The sequence below is a fragment of the Pontivivens ytuae genome, assembly GCF_015679265.1.
Classification (GTDB): Bacteria; Pseudomonadota; Alphaproteobacteria; order Rhodobacterales; family Rhodobacteraceae; genus Pontivivens; species Pontivivens ytuae.
In genome coordinates this window covers 3,332,291-3,348,405 of record NZ_CP064942.1, presented here as the reverse complement: position 1 = coordinate 3,348,405, position 16,115 = coordinate 3,332,291, and the positions used below count along the sequence as shown (strand labels likewise).

19 protein-coding genes are annotated in these 16,115 nt (G+C 67.5%); 9 read left to right on the top strand and 10 right to left on the bottom strand.

What is annotated here, in order from left to right:
• Positions 1 to 166: 166 nt before the first annotated feature.
• Positions 167 to 730 (top strand): elongation factor P, encoded by a 564-nt coding sequence (efp, locus tag I0K15_RS16635; RefSeq protein ID WP_196102603.1) that lies wholly within the window; start codon positions 167 to 169, stop codon positions 728 to 730.
• 27 nt (positions 731 to 757) lie between these two features.
• Here the strand turns inward: efp and I0K15_RS16630 are convergent, their stop codons facing one another.
• Positions 758 to 2,119: a calcium-binding protein gene (locus I0K15_RS16630; protein WP_196102602.1), complete on the bottom strand. Its 1,362-nt coding sequence runs from the start codon at positions 2,117 to 2,119 to the stop codon at positions 758 to 760.
• A gap of 327 nt (positions 2,120 to 2,446) precedes the next feature.
• On the opposite strand from I0K15_RS16630, the gene I0K15_RS16625 reads away from it, so the two are divergent.
• Together I0K15_RS16625 and I0K15_RS16620 are read left to right on the top strand one after the other, a co-directional pair.
• Entirely contained in the window at positions 2,447 to 3,238 is a 792-nt protein-coding gene (locus tag I0K15_RS16625) for an inositol monophosphatase family protein (RefSeq protein WP_196102601.1), read from the top strand.
• Positions 3,238 to 3,825 carry a type VI secretion system-associated protein TagO gene (locus I0K15_RS16620; RefSeq protein WP_196102600.1) on the top strand — a complete coding sequence of 196 codons (588 nt, stop codon included), beginning with the start codon at positions 3,238 to 3,240 and terminating at the stop codon, positions 3,823 to 3,825. The genes I0K15_RS16625 and I0K15_RS16620 overlap by 1 nt, the downstream gene beginning before the upstream one ends.
• 106 nt (positions 3,826 to 3,931) lie before the next feature.
• Here I0K15_RS16620 and ygfZ read toward each other — a convergent pair whose 3' ends face one another.
• Both ygfZ and I0K15_RS16610 read right to left on the bottom strand, forming a co-directional pair.
• On the bottom strand, positions 3,932 to 4,678 hold the full coding sequence (gene ygfZ / locus I0K15_RS16615; protein ID WP_196102599.1) for a CAF17-like 4Fe-4S cluster assembly/insertion protein YgfZ: 747 nt from the start codon (positions 4,676 to 4,678) through the stop codon (positions 3,932 to 3,934).
• A gap of 48 nt (positions 4,679 to 4,726) precedes the next feature.
• Positions 4,727 to 5,755: a DUF2332 domain-containing protein gene (locus I0K15_RS16610; protein ID WP_196102598.1), complete on the bottom strand. Its 1,029-nt coding sequence runs from the start codon at positions 5,753 to 5,755 to the stop codon at positions 4,727 to 4,729.
• An 89-nt stretch (positions 5,756 to 5,844) separates the two neighbouring features.
• Between I0K15_RS16610 and I0K15_RS16605 the strand changes: the two genes are divergently transcribed.
• Positions 5,845 to 6,804 (top strand): NADPH:quinone oxidoreductase family protein, encoded by a 960-nt coding sequence (locus I0K15_RS16605; RefSeq protein ID WP_196102597.1) that lies wholly within the window; start codon positions 5,845 to 5,847, stop codon positions 6,802 to 6,804.
• On the opposite strand, the gene I0K15_RS16600 is transcribed toward I0K15_RS16605, so the two are convergent.
• A complete protein-coding gene (locus I0K15_RS16600) occupies positions 6,794 to 7,375 on the bottom strand; it encodes a TetR/AcrR family transcriptional regulator (protein ID WP_196102596.1) in 582 nt (193 codons plus the stop codon). The genes I0K15_RS16605 and I0K15_RS16600 overlap by 11 nt on opposite strands.
• Positions 7,376 to 7,443: 68 nt before the next feature.
• On the opposite strand from I0K15_RS16600, the gene I0K15_RS16595 reads away from it, so the two are divergent.
• Entirely contained in the window at positions 7,444 to 7,869 is a 426-nt protein-coding gene (locus tag I0K15_RS16595; RefSeq protein ID WP_196102595.1) for a VOC family protein, read from the top strand.
• A 75-nt stretch (positions 7,870 to 7,944) separates the two neighbouring features.
• Here the strand turns inward: I0K15_RS16595 and I0K15_RS16590 are convergent, their stop codons facing one another.
• Entirely contained in the window at positions 7,945 to 8,817 is an 873-nt protein-coding gene (locus tag I0K15_RS16590) for a LysR family transcriptional regulator (protein ID WP_196102594.1), read from the bottom strand.
• Between the two features lie 130 nt (positions 8,818 to 8,947).
• Between I0K15_RS16590 and I0K15_RS16585 the strand changes: the two genes are divergently transcribed.
• Complete coding sequence (locus I0K15_RS16585) at positions 8,948 to 9,133, top strand: DUF1127 domain-containing protein (protein WP_230374164.1); 186 nt, start codon at positions 8,948 to 8,950, stop codon at positions 9,131 to 9,133.
• A gap of 1 nt (position 9,134) precedes the next feature.
• Here the strand turns inward: I0K15_RS16585 and thpR are convergent, their stop codons facing one another.
• Both thpR and I0K15_RS16575 read right to left on the bottom strand, forming a co-directional pair.
• Positions 9,135 to 9,683, bottom strand: coding sequence for an RNA 2',3'-cyclic phosphodiesterase (gene thpR / locus I0K15_RS16580; RefSeq protein ID WP_196102592.1), 549 nt, complete (start codon positions 9,681 to 9,683; stop codon positions 9,135 to 9,137).
• Positions 9,683 to 10,294: an arylesterase gene (locus I0K15_RS16575; RefSeq protein ID WP_422393988.1), complete on the bottom strand. Its 612-nt coding sequence runs from the start codon at positions 10,292 to 10,294 to the stop codon at positions 9,683 to 9,685. Before I0K15_RS16575 ends, thpR begins: the two co-directional genes overlap by 1 nt.
• A gap of 76 nt (positions 10,295 to 10,370) precedes the next feature.
• On the opposite strand from I0K15_RS16575, the gene I0K15_RS16570 reads away from it, so the two are divergent.
• From I0K15_RS16570 to I0K15_RS16560, 3 genes are all read left to right on the top strand, one after another.
• Positions 10,371 to 11,060 carry an ABC transporter ATP-binding protein gene (locus tag I0K15_RS16570; RefSeq protein WP_196102590.1) on the top strand — a complete coding sequence of 230 codons (690 nt, stop codon included), beginning with the start codon at positions 10,371 to 10,373 and terminating at the stop codon, positions 11,058 to 11,060.
• Between the two features lie 61 nt (positions 11,061 to 11,121).
• On the top strand, positions 11,122 to 13,635 hold the full coding sequence (locus tag I0K15_RS16565) for an ABC transporter permease (RefSeq protein WP_196102589.1): 2,514 nt from the start codon (positions 11,122 to 11,124) through the stop codon (positions 13,633 to 13,635).
• A 98-nt stretch (positions 13,636 to 13,733) separates the two neighbouring features.
• Positions 13,734 to 14,480: a Bax inhibitor-1/YccA family protein gene (locus I0K15_RS16560; RefSeq protein WP_196102588.1), complete on the top strand. Its 747-nt coding sequence runs from the start codon at positions 13,734 to 13,736 to the stop codon at positions 14,478 to 14,480.
• 105 nt (positions 14,481 to 14,585) lie between these two features.
• Here the strand turns inward: I0K15_RS16560 and I0K15_RS16555 are convergent, their stop codons facing one another.
• The 3 genes from I0K15_RS16555 to I0K15_RS16545 form a co-directional block, all read right to left on the bottom strand.
• Positions 14,586 to 15,047 carry a GNAT family N-acetyltransferase gene (locus I0K15_RS16555; RefSeq protein ID WP_230374163.1) on the bottom strand — a complete coding sequence of 154 codons (462 nt, stop codon included), beginning with the start codon at positions 15,045 to 15,047 and terminating at the stop codon, positions 14,586 to 14,588.
• Positions 15,048 to 15,132: 85 nt separating this feature from the next.
• Positions 15,133 to 15,300, bottom strand: coding sequence for a 50S ribosomal protein L33 (gene rpmG / locus I0K15_RS16550; RefSeq protein WP_108782441.1), 168 nt, complete (start codon positions 15,298 to 15,300; stop codon positions 15,133 to 15,135).
• A 110-nt stretch (positions 15,301 to 15,410) separates the two neighbouring features.
• On the bottom strand, positions 15,411 to 16,079 hold the full coding sequence (locus I0K15_RS16545) for an NUDIX hydrolase (protein ID WP_196102587.1): 669 nt from the start codon (positions 16,077 to 16,079) through the stop codon (positions 15,411 to 15,413).
• Between the last annotated feature and the right edge of the window lie 36 nt (positions 16,080 to 16,115).

The following is a 16,115-nucleotide window of genomic DNA, read 5'->3' as shown; positions in this document are numbered from 1 at the left end:
TCCCTGCCCCGGCAGATCGTTGTGATATTGTAACGTTTCAAGCCAATCACGATGACAGTTCGATGAAACGCGCGTCCCGCCGTACGGGGCCGAAACCGCCCCGCGCTTGCCCCTCCGCCCCCGCATTGCTAAGCGAACGCAACTGCAAGGATGAGGGTCGCCCGACATGGCCAAGATCAACGGCAACGAAATCCGCCCCGGCAACGTGCTGGAGCACAATGGCGGCCTTTGGGCCGCGGTGAAGGTGAGCCACGTCAAGCCCGGCAAGGGCGGCGCCTTCGCCCAGGTCGAGCTGAAGAACCTGCGCAACGGCTCCAAGCTCAACGAGCGCTTCCGCTCGGCGGACAAGGTCGAGCGGGTGCGGCTGGAGCAGAAGGACCAGCAGTTCCTCTACGAGACCGACGGGATGCTCGTCTTCATGGATCAGGAGACCTTCGAGCAGATCGAACTGCCCTCGGACATCCTCGGCGACCGCCGCCCATTCCTGCAGGACGGCATGACCGTGCAGATCGAGTACTACGAGAGCGAGGCGCTGAACGCGACCCTGCCCGAGAAGGTGATCTGCACCATCGAGGACACGGAGCCGGTAGTGAAGGGGCAGACGGCCGCGAACTCGTTCAAGCCCGCGACATTGGATAATGGCGTCCGCGTCATGGTCCCGCCCTTCGTGGGCACCGGCGAGCAGATCGTCGTCTCCACCGAGACCATGGACTACGTGGAGCGCGCCTGACGGGCGCGCTCCTGCTTTTGGGCGATCTCAGACGAAACTGAGATCGTCCGCGGTCAGCGTACCGGTGAAGCCTAGGAGGGTGACGGAGACTTCGTCGGCGAACGGCACCGCAGTCTCGTTCGTTATGATCGTGGACCCGTCGAACTGAACGATTTCGAAATCGGCCGGATTGTCCACGTCGAACACGAGCACATCCTCGCCAGCAGTGAAATCAGTGACGGTGTCTCGATGACTGGCGTCGTTGAACTCGAAGGTGTCGCTGCCCTCTCCGCCGGTCAGCAGGTCGTTGCCTCCACCGCCGAAGAGCACGTCGTCACCATCTCCGCCATCCAACGCGTCGACGCCGATGAAGAAGTCGTCCTCGCCACGAAGTGTGTCATTGCCCTCCTCGCCGAAGGCGAAGTTAGCTTCACCGGCGATGCGAAACTCGTCATTGCCCGAGCCACCGAACATGAAGTCGTTGCCGGTTCCCAAGCGGTTGCTGAGAATGTCGTCCCCGCTTCCGCCCAACATGGTGTCGCTGCCGCCGAACTCCCCGTTGATGAAGTCGTTGCCCGCTCCCGCATCTATGAAGGTGTCGTCGCGAGACAGAATGAGATCGTCACCAGCTCCGGTGAGTACGTTGAAGTTACCAACCGGGTCGCCAATCGACGTCATCCGACCGTCGGCTTCCAATCGGAAAATCTCATCAAGCTCGAGATCGACGATGAGGTCTGACGTGGAGGCGCTGAAGTCGATCGTATCGATCCCGAAGCCACCGTTGTACTCCGTGAACCCGTCCTCGCTTCCGATCAGCGTATCGTTCCCGGCCCCGCCGTTCAGCGTGTCGTCGCCGCCGTTGCCGTCGAGGATGTTGTCGCCGTCCGTCCCCGTGATCTCATTGTCGCCGGACGTGCCTATGGCGTTCTCGAAGTTGGTGATGACCTCCGTCACGCCATTGAAGAACGTGGCGAGACCCGCCGCGAGATCGATGTCGACGTCGGCGCTTGTGTAGCTGAAGTCGATCGTATCGATGCCGTCGCCGCCATCCATGGTATCGCGGCCGAGACCACCGCTGATCGTGTCGTCTCCGGCCCCGCCTTGCAGGTCGTTCGCCCCGCTGTCTCCGGTGATCAGGTTGTCTCCGCCCGATCCGATGACGTTCTCGAAATTGCGGATCTCCTCGGTATTGCCGTTGAAGAACGTGGCGAGTTCCGCCACGAGATCGATGTCGACGTCGGCGGACGTGTATTCGAAGCTGACCGTGTCAGTCCCGTTTCCGCCGTCGAGTGTATCCAACCCGAGATCGCCTGAAATGAGGTCGTTTCCGGCAAAACCACGGATGAATTCACGCGCCGCCGTGCCGATGAGGGTATCGTCGCCCGAAGTCCCGTTGAAATCGATAGACATCGTATCGCACTCCTAAATGAACACCTTTGCCTTCCAAATTGAAGGCCCTCTTTTCTACCATAGGTTGAGCTCCGAACTGAGAACGAAACAGGCCTTCCGGGGCAGGAAAGTCTCTATTTGTCAGTATGATGACACCGCTTTGAAGTTGGCGTAACGAATTGGACATCAAGCACGACGCAAACGACATCGAGCTGCGGGCGCTCTTCTGCATGGCGCGGCTCCCGGCGGCGCACCCGACCAGCCTCTCCAGGCGCTGCGGGCTTGCATTGGGCGCGTCACGGGGCTAGGTGGCTCGCCTGTCCGAACGCCAGCCCGAGAGGCCTTTCCATGTCCGTCGCATCCGCCAACGTAAACGTCATGATCAAGGCGGCGCGCAAAGCCGCGCGCGGCCTCGTGCGCGACTTCGGCGAGGTGGAGAACCTGCAGGTCTCGATGAAGGGCGCGGGCGATTTCGTGAGCCGCGCCGACATCAAGGCGGAGGAGGTCATCCGCACAGAACTGATGGAGGCGCGCCCCAACTACGGCTGGGTCGGCGAGGAATCGGAGGAGGTGAAGGGCTCCGACCCCACCCGCCGCTGGATCGTCGATCCGCTGGATGGGACCACCAACTTCCTCCACGGCCTACCGCACTGGGCGATCTCCATCGCGCTGGAACACAAGAAGGAGATCGTGGCGGGCGTCGTCTACGACCCGGCGAAGGACGAGATGTTCGTGGCCGAGAAGGGCGGCGGCGCCTGGCTCAACGACCGGCGCATCCGGGTGAGCGGGCGGCGCGACATGATCGAGATGCTGTTCGCGACCGGCGTGCCCTTCGGCAACATGGGTGACCTGCCCGGGACATTGCAGGACCTCAGCCGCCTGATGCCGCGCTGCGCCGGCGTGCGGCGCTGGGGCTCGGCAGCACTCGACCTCGCCTATGTGGCGGCGGGCCGCTACGACGGCTACTGGGAGCGCTCGCTGAACGCATGGGACATCGCGGCGGGGATCATCCTGGTGAAGGAGGCGGGGGGCCTCGTCGGGCCGATCGAGCCGGATCAGAGCGTGATCGAGAGCGGTTCGATCATCGCGTCGAACGAGCCGGTCTTCGACCGCTTCACCTCCATCATCCGCAACGATTGATGCGCGCCGCCCTGATCCTCGCCCTGCTGCCGCTCGGTGCGGTGGCGCAGGACCTGGAAGGGGCCATCGCGGCCTGCGCGGGGATCGAGAGCCGGCTGGACCGGCTCGACTGCTACGATCGGTTGCCGGGGGCCTTCGGCATATCGGCGGGGCGGTCGGATTGGGTCGTCGAGCAGGGAACCGATCCGCTGAACGGCATGCCGCTGGTCACGGTGACGCTGACGGCGCGCGAGGGGCGCGCGGCCTTCGGCGCGCCGATCCGGTTCGTCGCCCGCTGCCGCAACGACACGACCGAGGTCTTCGTGCAGTGGAACAGCTTTCTGGGGGCCGTGCAGGCGACCCAGCCCGTGACCCTGCGCATCGGCGACGGCGCGCCGGAGGAGGCGGAGTGGGTGCTGTCCGACGACCGCGAGGCGACGTTCACGCCGGACTGGGGCGGCACGCTGCTGCGGCGCCTCGCCGAGGGGCCGCAACTGGTGATCGAGACAGTGCCTTATGACGGTGAGCCGCTGCGCGCCGTGTTCGACACGAGTGGGCTGGCCGCGGCCGTGCAGCCGTTGACCGAGGCGTGCAACTGGGCGCTTTGAGGGGGCTGCGTGGCACCACCCCGGACTTGATACGGGGTCTTTGATCGCAGATCGCATTGAGAGGTACTGAGCGCTCCCGGCTCGGGGGCCGGGACGGTCGAGCCTCTCAGATCCGCTTTACCGTCGCGCCGCCCGCCGTCATCTCCCCACCCGCGCGGTCGAAGCGAAGATGGGCGAGGCCCTGTCCGTCCGCGACCGTGTAGAGCGTCCCGGCGGCCTTGCCGTTCGCCTCGATGGCGGTGCCCGGCGGCGGGGCATCGCCGGTGACGGAGACTCGGGCAAGGCCCTTTTTCAGCTCCGTCTTGTGCTTCATGCGGGCGGTGACCTCCTGCCCGACATAGCAGCCCTTGCGGAAATCGACGCCGGAGAGACGCTCGAACCCCGCCTCGAGGATGTAGGTTTCGTTGGGTACCAACTCGATCCCGGTGTCCGGCACGAGTTCGGCGACGCGGCGGCGGTCGTACTCGGCCCGGTCGAGGCCATCGGTCCCGCCATAGAGCCGCCAGCCCATGCCGGGCGCGCGCGGGTCGGGCAGCGCGCCCTCCGCCGCCTCGGCCAATGCCGCGACGGTCAGATCCGTCTCCTCGATCGTGACGTCCGCGCGCAGCTTGTAGAGCTTGAGGCGCTGCATCAGCCCGGGCGCGAGTTCCCCGTCCACGTCGAGCAGGATCGCGCCGTCCCACTCCAGCAGGAAGAAATCGGCGAGGTACTTGCCCTGCGGCGTCAGGAGCGCTGCATAGACCAGACCGTCCTTCAGGCCGCCCAGATCGTTCGTCACGAGGTTCTGCAGGAAGTCGCGCACATCCGCTCCGGTCAGGCGCAGGATGCGGCGGTTGGCGAGGGCATGGGACATGGGCGTGGCTCCGCGGTTCGTGAGCCCGGATATAGGCATGGGCGGGCGCTACACCAGCTTCGGCGTTTCGTGCCACTCGGCCCAGGCGCCGTGGAAGTCGCCGCGGCCGAGCTCCTGCGTCTCGCCCTCCGGGAAGGTGGTGAGTTGGACGGCGGCGGACCCGCGGACCTCGTCGGGCTCAAGCCGCAGCCAGCTCAGGTTGCCCGTGGTGCCAGCGGCCCGGATCGCCTCCTCGGCGCGGGCCTGTTCCTCGGCGGGCATGTATTGCCACATGATCGAGTGGATCACGACGCGCTGGCGATCCTCCGCCAGCGGGCGGGAGAGGCGGTCGGCGAGGAAATCTGCGGCCCCCATCTGCGCGATCTTCGGCGGGTTGTGCGCCGCGAATTCGAGGGCGGCGCGGATGCGGACTAGGCGGGCCGTCTGGTCGGGCCAGATATAGGCCTCCATCCGCCGCCGCGCCGCCGCATCGGTCACATCGATGGGCGCGATGTCGCAGCCCTCCCGCGCGACGACCTTCAGCGGCGCCTCCATCGGCGGGACCGCACCGCGCCACTGGCTGTCTAGCGCCACCGGCGCCGACGGCTCCCCCCAACGCAAGCTGCCGCCGAGGCGATAGCGGTAGAGGTCGGGCACCTGGTTGAGTCCGCCGCTCGCCCCCAGCTCCAGCAGCTCGATGGGTCGCGGGTCGCGCGCCGCGACATGCAGCAACCCACCGATCAGAACGGCGGAGCGGTTGACCTCGTTGGTCTGGGGCGCGGAGTTGAGCCAGGGGAAGAGCCAGACGGAGCGGCGCTGGAACACGTCGCGCAGCACCGCCTCCATCCGCGCGTCGTCGACCTTCGCAGGCGGATAGACGGCGGCGAGGTCCGCATCCTCCCACGACAGGGCGTGGAGCGCGCCGCAGAGCCGCAGCGCCAGCGCATCGGCCACCGGATCCCCCTTCCAGCCAAGGATCGCGGCGGCGAGCGGGCCGCCGACCTCCAGCGCCGCGGGTGCCACCCGGCAGATCTGCGCCGTCAGCGGGCTGCCCAGCCGCTCGCAGGCCACGGCCTGGCTGGCGAAGGAGGCGCGCACTTTTTCGGCTGACGTTGCGTCCGGGCTTTCCACCACGCGGCAAGTCCCCCACCTTGGTCTCAAAACAATCGCTGATCGGGAGGCTAGCCATGCGCGCCATGCGTGTCCATCAACTGGACGGAACGCTGCAACTGGACGAGGTCGAGGCGCCGCAGCCCGGCACGGGCGAGGTGGCGATCGCGGTCGCGGCCTGCGGCGTGAACTTCGCCGACACGCTGATGGTGCATGGCAAGTACCAGGAAAAGCCGGAGCTTCCCTTCGCGCCGGGCATGGAGATCTGCGGCACGATCGAGGCGGTCGGCGAGGGTGTGAAGCATCTCAAGAAGGGGATGCGCGTCGCCGCCCTCTGCGGCAACGGCGGCTTCGCCGAGGTGGCGGTGGCGCCCGCGGCCTCCTGCGTGCCGGTGCCGGACAACATGCCCGATGCGCATGTCGCGGCCTTCCTGATCGCCTACGGCACCAGCCATGTGGGCCTGAACTACCGGGCGCGGCTCAAGGAAGGCGAGAACCTTCTGGTGCTGGGCGCGGCCGGTGGCGTGGGCCTGACGGCGGTCGAAATCGGCAAGCTGATGGGCGCGAACGTGATCGCCTGCGCGCGCGGTGCGGCGAAGCTGGAGGCAGCTAAGGAGGCAGGCGCCGACCACCTGCTCGACAGCGAGAGCGCGGATATCCGCGAGGCGGTGAAGGCGCTCGGCGGCGCGGACGTGGTCTACGATCCGGTCGGCGGGGCGCAGTTCGAGGCCGCGCTGCGCGCCTGCAATCCGGAGGCGCGCCTGCTACCGCTGGGCTTTGCCTCCGGCGACATCCCTCAGATCCCGGCGAACATCCTGCTGGTGAAGAACCTGACGGTGCACGGCTTCTACTGGGGCGCGTATTCCCGCTTCAAGCCGCAGGTGCTGGTCGAGAGCTTCCAGCAGCTCTTCACCTGGTATCTGGAGGGCAAGCTGAAGCCCCATGTGAGCCACGAGGTGCCGCTGGAGCGCGCGACCGAGGCGCTGGAGCTTCTGACCACACGCAAGGCCACCGGCAAGGTCGTGGTCACGATCTGAGGCCGTCGATCACCGCGACGATTGCCGTGGTGGCGTCCTTCTGAGGGACGCCGTCCGCAACCGCGAGCGCGGCGCCATCGAAAGCGGCACTGAGCACGGCCGTGAGGGCGTCGAGCGGAAGATCTCCGATCTGACCGGCCTTCCGGGCCGCCTCGAGGCCCTCGCGCAGGGCGGCGCGGGCGTGATCCTCGTCGATGCGGGCCGCGGGCTCGGCGCCCAGCACGGCCGGGGCCTCGATGAGCATCAGGCGGGTGCGACCCCGCACCGACATCGCAGAAATATAGGCGCCCGCACCGTCGCGCAGGGCGTCGAGCGGGGTGGTGTCGGGCCGAATCGCACCGTCGATCCGAAGCGCTACGTTCTCCGCCTCCCGCTCCAGCACGCCGAGGAAGAGCGCCGTCTTGTCAGCGAAGTGGTGGTAGAGCGCGCCGCGCGTCACGCCCGCTGCCTTCACGATCTGAGGGGTCGAGGTCTTCGCAAACCCCTGCTCCAGAAAGAGGTTTCGGGCGGCATCCATCAGCGCGGCGCGCATGCGGCTGGTCCGGACGTCGTTGGGAATGCGATCGCTCATTTACATACATTCTGTTTGTTTGTATCTAGATACATATAGTCTGCATGTTTCATTCGGAGCTTTCCACCATGAAGACCACCTCCGCCTATACCGTGCTCCAGACCCGCGACGTGGCGGGCACGGCCGCCTTCTACCGCGATCATTTCGGCTTCCGCCCGACTTTCGAGGCCGATTGGTACGTCCACTTGCAATCGGAGCGTATGCCCACGCTGAGTCTCGCGCTTCTGGAGGCCGGGCACGGCACGATCCCGGAGCCCGCGCGCGGGCGGGTTGCGGATGGGATCCTGCTGAACTTCGAAGTGCCGGACGTGGATGCGGAGTATGACCGGCTGCAAGGGGCAGCACCCGTCCTGCTGCCGCTGCGCAGCGAGGCGTTCGGGCAGCGCCACTTTATCCTGCAAGGGCCAGACGGCGTGCTGATCGACGTGATCACGCCCATTCCGCCGAGCGCCGAGTTCGCTGCCGGTTACTCGGAAGAAGCGTTGCCGCAGTGATAGGTAAGGTCCCGGCTCGGGGCCGGGACGGTTCCAAACAGGAAAGACCGCCCCGGAACCGATCCGGGGCCGGTGCTACTCCGCCGCCACCGCTTGCGGCTTCGAATAGGCGCCGCGCACCGCCCGTGCGAGACGGCCTGCGAGATCCGCGTTCGCGCCCGGCGCCACGTACATGTTGATGTTGATCGCCGGCAGCTGCGGCAGCGCGCCGCCATGCCGGATCGTCTCCATGTAGGGCGGGGTCGAACCGGACACGACGGCGTGCACGGCCAGATCGGCGGAGACGCTCGCCTCGATGGTCCGGGTCGAGTCGCTCTCCACCACCATCTCCCAGGGGATGTCGGCCTTGTCGAGCGCGGCCTGCACGCCGGCGCGGAAGATGCAGGCATATTCGAAGGCGAGCTTCAGCGGCCGCTGCTTCCACGCCTGCCCACCCGGCGCACCGACCCAGTCGAGCGTGTGGGAGGCCAGCGTCTCACCGCCCGCATCCACCTTCTCCTCCGTCGTGAGGATCAGGTCGACCTCGCCCCGCTCCATCTGCGCCTTCAGCCCGCGCGTGTAGGAGGAGATGAGCTGCACCTTCACCCGCGGATAGTCCACGGCGAAGCGCTGCAGGATCTGCGGCACGTAGGGATAGACGATGTCGTGCGGCACGCCGAAGACGATCTCGCCCTCATAGGCGTGGTCGGTCATCCGGCTCCACACCTCGTCATTGAGCCGCAGAATGCGCCGGCCGTAGCCCAGAAGCTGCTCGCCCTGCGCGGTGAGCGTCACACCGCGCCCGGTCCGGTCGAGGAGCGGCTGACCCAGCGCCTCCTCCAACCGTTTGATCTGCATGGAAACGGCGGACTGCGTGAGATGCAGTTGCCCGGCCGCACGCGTCACCCCGCCGCATTCGGCGACGGTGACGAAGGACCGGAGGGCGGTCATGTCGAGATTGCGGGGCATCATCACCTCCCGTGATTGATATCCTCACATTCATTCATTTGAGTTACGGACGTCAAGCCCTCATATAGATCGCACACACTGATGAAAGGCCGCCGCCAGATCAGAAATGCGAATGCTTAAGGAGCCCATGATGTTTACCACCGCCACCCTGCCCCACGCCCGCACCGGCACCTCGATAGTCGACCGGATCGCCGCCCGCCTCGTCACGATGCGGACCCGCGCACAGCTCGCCAAGCTCGACGATCACATGCTGCGCGACCTCGGCCTGACCGAAGGCGAGGCCCTGCGCGAAGCACGCCGCCCGTTCTGGGACTGAGCTAGAGAATGGTGTGGTCGAGGGCCAAGGGGTACTCGACCAGCTCCGAGTAGACCGGACCCTCCGGCGTGAGCTCGGAGGAATAGAGCACGAAGCGCTCGGCCGGAAACGGGCCGAGCGAGACCGCCGCGCGCTGCGCCAGCCACCGGTCGAGCCCGACCCCCGGCAGCCGCGCATTGAAGCGGGCGAGCGTCACATGCGGCACGAACCGTTCCTGCCGCAGCGTGACGCCCGACTGCCGCACCGCCCGCCGCACCCGATCCCGCAGACCGACCAGTTGCTCAGACGGATCGATCGCCGCGTGGACGTTGCGCGGCTGGTTGCCGCCGAAGACCCCGGCGCCGCTCACCCGCCAGATGAACGGGAAGACCTCGATGGCGCCGAGCGTCAGCGCGACCTCCTCCGCAACCTCCTCGGGCTGATCGTCGAGAAAGGCGAGGGTGATGTGCCAGTGATCGGGATCGACCACGCGGCCCTCCAGCCCCTCGGCAAAGCGCTCCATCTCGGCGCGCGCCGCGCCCTCCACCGGGATCGCGACGAAGAGGCGCATCACTCCACCCGTTCGACCAGGTCGAGGACCTGCGGCCCCAGCGCCTGAACGATCAGAGCCACACCCTCCGCGTTCGGATGGATGCCGTCGGCCTGCATGTAGGCTTGTGCCGCGGAAATATCCGTCTCCTCCAGATCGAACCCCTCGAAGAAGCTGTCAGCGTAGAGCGTGTCGTACTGCTCGGCGAGCTCCGGATACATCGCATCGAAGGCCTGCTTGTAGTCCGGACCGTAATTCCCCGGCGCCTCCATCCCGACAAGGAGCACGGGCAGCCCCTGCTCCGTCGCGGTCGACAGGATGCCGTCGAGATTGGCGCGGGAGGCCGCAGGATCGATCCCGCGCAACAGGTCGTTGCCGCCCAGCGCCACGATCACCGCGTCCACGTCCGGCGTCAGCGTCCAGCCGATCCGGCTGAGCCCGCCGGCCGTCGTGTCGCCGGACACCCCGGCGTTCAGCACCTCGACGGCGGCGCCCTGCCCCTGCAGCCAGGCCTCCAGTTGCGGCACGAAACCGTCCTCTGGCGGCAGGCCGTATCCTTGCGTGAGGCTGTCGCCGAGGGCCGCGACGGTGATCCCCTCGGCCTCCTGCGCCGTAACGGAACCGACGGTCACGAAAGTGATCAGCGCTGCATTGCACAACGCGCCAGCACGCCCATATGCGCCTGATACGCCACGAAGGAGCCTACTGATGAGCGATCCGGTCCTCACCCTCCACGACGCGCAGCTGTCGCTCGACGGCAATGCCGGGCGGGTGGACATCCTGCACGGCATCTCGATGGAGGTCGCGCGCGGCGAAACGGTGGGGCTCACGGGGCCGAGCGGATCAGGCAAGTCGTCTCTCCTCATGCTCTTGGGCGGGCTGGAGCGCGCCACCGGCGGCGAGGTCCGGGCTCTGGGCCACGACCTCACGGCGATGGGCGAGGACGCACTGGCCCGCTTTCGTCGCGATCATATGGGGGTCGTCTTCCAGTCCTTCCACCTGATCCCCACCATGACCGCGCTGGAGAATGTGGCAACCCCGCTCGAGCTTGCCGGACGCAGCGACGCCTTCGACCGTGCGGCGGAGGAGTTGGAGGCCGTGGGTCTCGGCCACCGGATGGACCACTACCCCTCCCAGATGTCGGGCGGTGAGCAGCAACGGGTGGCGCTGGCCCGTGCGGCCGCGCCGCGGCCCGAAATCCTGCTGGCGGACGAGCCCACCGGCAATCTCGACGGGCCGACCGGGCAGCAGATCATGGACGTGCTTTTCGGCCTGCGCGACCGGCATGGTGCCACGCTGGTCCTCGTGACCCACGCGCCGGAGCTCGCCGCCCGCTGCGACCGTCAGATCCGCCTGCGCGACGGACGCCTCGACATGCTGGCGGAGGCGGCGGAATGATCTTCCTCCTTGATGGAAATATCCTCGACCCGCAGGTCGAAACCGCTTCCTGGAGCACGTCATGAGCGTCGCCTGGCGCATCGCCCGGCGGGAACTGCGCGGCGGACTGCGCGGCTTCACCGTCTTCCTGCTCTGCCTCGCGCTTGGCGTCGGTGCGATCGCAGCCGTCGGCTCCGTTCGGGCCGGGATCGAGGCCGGACTGGCGCGGGAAGGCGCGGCGCTCCTCGGCGGCGACGCGCAGGCCGAGTTCACCTATCGCTTCGCCACGGAGGAAGAGCGCGCCTGGCTCGACAGCGTCGCCACCGAAGTCAGCGAAACCGTCGACTTCCGCTCCATGGCCGTGGTCGGCGAGGATCGCGGCCTGACCCAGGTCCGCGGCGTGGACGATCTCTATCCGCTTTACGGCGCGGTCGAGCTGGAGCCCGCCATCCCCCTCTCAGACGCGCTGGAGACGCGCGACCTGCCCGGCGCCGTCATGCAGCCGGTGCTCGCCGAACGGTTGGGGCTGGAGGTGGGTGACACCTTCCGCCTCGGCACGCAGGACTTCGAGCTGCGCGCGATCCTGACCCGTGAGCCCGACGGCGCCGGTGCAGGCTTCGGCCTCGGCCCCCGCACCATCGTGACGCTGGAGGGGCTGGAGGGCTCGGGCCTCATCACCCCCGGCACGCTCTACGAGACCGAGTACCGCCTGCGCGTGCCCGACGGCACCGATCTGGGCGCACTTGAAGCCGCGGCCGAGGATCGTTTCGCCGATGCCGGCCTGCGCTGGCGCGACAGCCGCAACGGCGCCCCGGGCGTCGCACGTTTCGTGGAGCGGCTCGGCGCGTTCCTGGTGCTCGTCGGTCTCTCGGGCCTCGCGGTCGGGGGCCTCGGCGTCTCCGCTGCTGTCCGCTCGTACCTGGAGGCCAAAACCGACACCATCGCGACGCTCAAGACGCTGGGCGCCGAGGGCCGCACGATCTTCCTGACATATCTGTTCCAGACCGGCCTGCTGACACTGCTGGGCGTCGGCATCGGCCTGATGTTGGGCGCGCTGGCCCCGATCCTGCTCGGCCCGATCATCGAGGCACAGCTACCAGTCCCCGCTGTCTTCACCGTCTATCCCGGTCCGCTGGCGGAGGCCGCGCTCTACGGCATCCTAACCGCGCTCATCTTCATCATCTGGCCGCTCGCGCGCGCACAGGACATCCGCGCCGCAAGCCTCTTCCGCGACATCACGGGCGGTGAGCAGACCATGCCGCGGCCGGTCTACCTCGCCGGCATCGCAGCGCTGCTGGCCCTTCTGATCGGCCTCGCCGCCTGGTTCTCGGGCGTGTGGAATCTGGCTCTGGGGGCAGCTTCCGGCATCCTGGGCGCGCTGGTGATCCTCGCCATGATGGCGCGCGTGGTCCGCGCAATCACCCGCAGCCTTGCCCGCTCCCGCGCCGCACGGGGACGTCCTGCTCTGCGCCTGGCACTCGGGTCGGTTGGCGGACCGGGGGGCGAGACGGCGTCGGTCGTCTTGTCACTAGGCCTCGGCCTCACCGTGCTCGCCGCCGTCGGTCAGATCGAATCGAACACGCGCAACGCCATCGCGCAGGACCTACCGGAGATCGCGCCCGCCTACTTCTTCGTCGATATCCAGAACGACCAGCTCCCGACCTTCCTGGAGCGGGCCTATGCCGACGAGGGGGTCGAGCGGATCGACACCGCCCCGATGCTCCGCGGCATCATCACGGAGATCAACGGCCAGAACGCGCGCCAGGTCGCGGGCGATCACTGGACGCTGAACGGCGACCGTGGCGTCACCTACTCGCAAGCTCAGCCGGAAGACGCCGTGCTGACCGCGGGCGAATGGTGGCCCGAGGACTATTCCGGCCCGCCCCTCGTCAGCTTCGCGGCGGAGGAAGGGGCGGAGCTCGGCTTGAGCATCGGTGACAGCATCACCGTCAACATCCTCGGCCGCGACATCGAGGCGGAGATCGCGAACTTCCGCGTCGTGGAGTTCGGCAATGCGGGCATCAACTTCATCATGGCGATGAACGAGGGCGCGCTGGCCGGCGCACCGCACACCCACATCGCGACCCTGTATGCCGAGGAAGCGGCGGAGGGGCGGCTGTTGCGCACCCTCGCCGGGGAGTTCCCCAACATCACCGCCATCGGCGTGCGCGACGCGATCGACCGGGTGAGCGAGGCACTGAGCGGGCTCGCGGCGGCCACATCCTATGGCGCGGCGGCAACACTTGTTACCGGTTTTGTGGTGCTGATCGGCGCGGCCGCGGCGGGCACCCGGCGCCGGGTGTTCGAAGCCGCAGTGCTCAAGACGCTGGGGGCGGCACGCGCCCGGATCCTCGCGAGCTTCGCCCTGCGCTCCGCGATTCTGGGCGCGGCGGCAGGGCTCGTGGCCATCCTGGCAGGGGCATTGGGCGGCTGGGCGGTGATGACCTTCGTCATGGATGCGCCCTACGCGTTCGAGCCGGTCTCCGCCTTCGCCATCGTGATCGGGGGTGCGCTCGCGAGCCTTCTGGCCGGTCTCGCCTTCGCTTGGCCCCCGCTCGCCGCCCGGCCTGCCCGCGTCCTTCGGTCGCGGGACTAAGCGCGCGGCGGTTCTTCTTGAAAGGGAAGGGTCTCTCGCCGATATTATGACGGAAAGGCTCAGGAACGAGCCCGATGCCAACATCAAGGGAGTTTTCGATGGCACAATCCGATATCCTCCGGCAGCAGACCGCAGCCGGTGTGCGCACGGCGGAAATCGACGCCGGCCTGCGCGCCCACATGAACAAGATCTACGGCCTGATGTCCGTGGGTCTGGCCGTGACCGGCGCTGTGGCATGGGCCTTCGGCACCAGCGACGCGCTGTTCTCGATCCTTCGCGATCCGGCGACGCTTCAGCCCAACCTGCTCGGCTGGGCCGTGATGTTCGCGCCGCTGGCCTTCGTTCTGGTGCTGAGCTTCGGCATCAACAAGCTATCGGCCGGTGCTGCACAGGCGCTGTTCTACGTGTTCGCGGCCGTTATGGGCATGTCGATCTCCTGGATCTTCATGGCCTTCACCGGCATGAGCATCGCGCAGACCTTCTTCGTCACGGCGATCGCCTTCGCGGGCCTGTCGCTGTGGGGATACACGACCAAGCGTGATCTCAGCGGCATGGGCGCCTTTCTGATCATGGGTCTGATCGGCCTGATCGTCGCGTCGATCGTGAACATCTTCCTCGCGTCGAGCGCGATGGCCTTCGCGATCTCCGTGATTGGCGTTCTGATCTTCGCGGGCCTGACCGCATACGATACGCAGCGGCTGAAGAACGAGTACCTGATGGCCGTGGGTCAGCCCGGCGGTGCGGCATGGCTGGAGAAGTCGGCGATCCTCGGCGCGCTGAGCCTGTACCTGAACTTCATCAACCTGTTCATGTTCCTGCTCCAGTTCCTCGGCAATCGCGAGTGATCGGGGCCTGAACCGAGACCGGGGCCGGAGGGAAACCTCCGGCCCTTTTTTGTGCGGCATAGCGCGGCTACACAGAAGCAGCGCCGAAGAGAGACGTTCGGAGGCTCAGATCCGCCGCGTCATCGCCATGGCGGGGAAGACGATGCCGGGGCGCAGTTCGATCTCGATCGGACCGATCTCGGTGAAGCCCATGGCACGGTAGAAGGGCACCGCGGTGAGCGTCGACTGCGAGTCCATACGGGTATGACCCGCCGCCCGGGCCGCAGCCACGATATGCTCCATCAGATGCCGGCCGAGCCCGGCGCGCGTGCGGTCCGGGTCGGTCGCGACGTGGCGCACGTGGGCCACGCCCTCGATCCGGCCGTGGCCCTGCGGGGGCACTGCGGTCCAGCCGCCCGCGGCCACCACCGCCCCCTCATCCTCGATCACGTAGTAGGTCCCGCAGGCCACCAGCCGCGGCTGCGCGCGGGAGATCAGCGGCAGCGCCGTCACCAGGACCGAGGGCGCATAGTCGGCCTTCAGCAGCCGCGGATAGGAGCGCTGCAGCAGCGCCTCGACGCCGGGCACGTCGTCCCGGGTCGCCGTCCGGAGGATCAAAACAAAAAGGCCGCACCCGATGGTGCGGCCCCTTCTGTCCCCCGGAAAGGGAAGATCACTTGATCTTGCCTTCCTTGTACTCGACGTGCTTGCGCGCCACCGGATCGTATTTGCGGACCGACATCTTCTCGGTCATCGTCCGGCTGTTCTTTTTCGTGACGTAGAAATGGCCCGTTCCCGCGGTGGAGTTCAGGCGGATCTTGATCGTCGTCGGCTTCGCCATGATCCATCTCCTCGGAAGGGCCCTCGGCCCCGGCTACACGTTGCGGGCCATGTTCAGCCCGGATGTTCTTGAGAGCGCCTATCTACTAGGCCCGCGCGCGGTGTCAAGGCTCAGAGCATGCGGAAATGCGACCTCTCCCCCTCGTGAGAGAAGAAGGGCACGGGCCGCGGCCCCCGTTCGATGCGCGCGGCGACCTCGGCGAGCACGACCTCGGTGATGAAGGGCAGCTCCAGCGCCCGCGCCTCGCCCAGCCCGACCCAGTGGAGGTGGGAGAGCTCGTCGCAGGCCCCGGAGAAATCATCGGGGTCGCCCGCGATCTCCCCCGCATCCACGAGGAAGAAGCGCGCGTCGAAGCGGCGGGGCCGCCCCGCAGGGGTCACGGCACGAAAGATGAAGTCGAGCGCGTCGAGATGCGGGGCGAGCCCCCGACCGTAGAAGTCCTGCCACTCGGGCGGCCCGCTCCCCTGCCCCGGACGGCCGAGCGCGAGGCCGGTCTCCTCGAACAGTTCCCTGACGGCGGCGAGGGCGAGGCGGGGGCCGAGCTCCGGCGGCGCGTGGGCCGCAAGGCGGCTTTCCACATCGGCGCTCAGTCGGGTCGCCACGGGCAGGTCGGGCGTGTCAGCTCCATCGAGCGCTCCACCCGGAAACACGAACTTGTTCGGCATGAAGACAGCGTGCGCGCCGCGCTGGCCCATCAGCACCTTCGGCCCGTCGCCGGTGCGGCGCAGCAGGACAACGGTCGCCGCGTCGCGGATCGGAACCTCGGTCTTGTCACTCATGTCGGGGACTATGGCGGCGGCGGCCGGAGCGGTCCA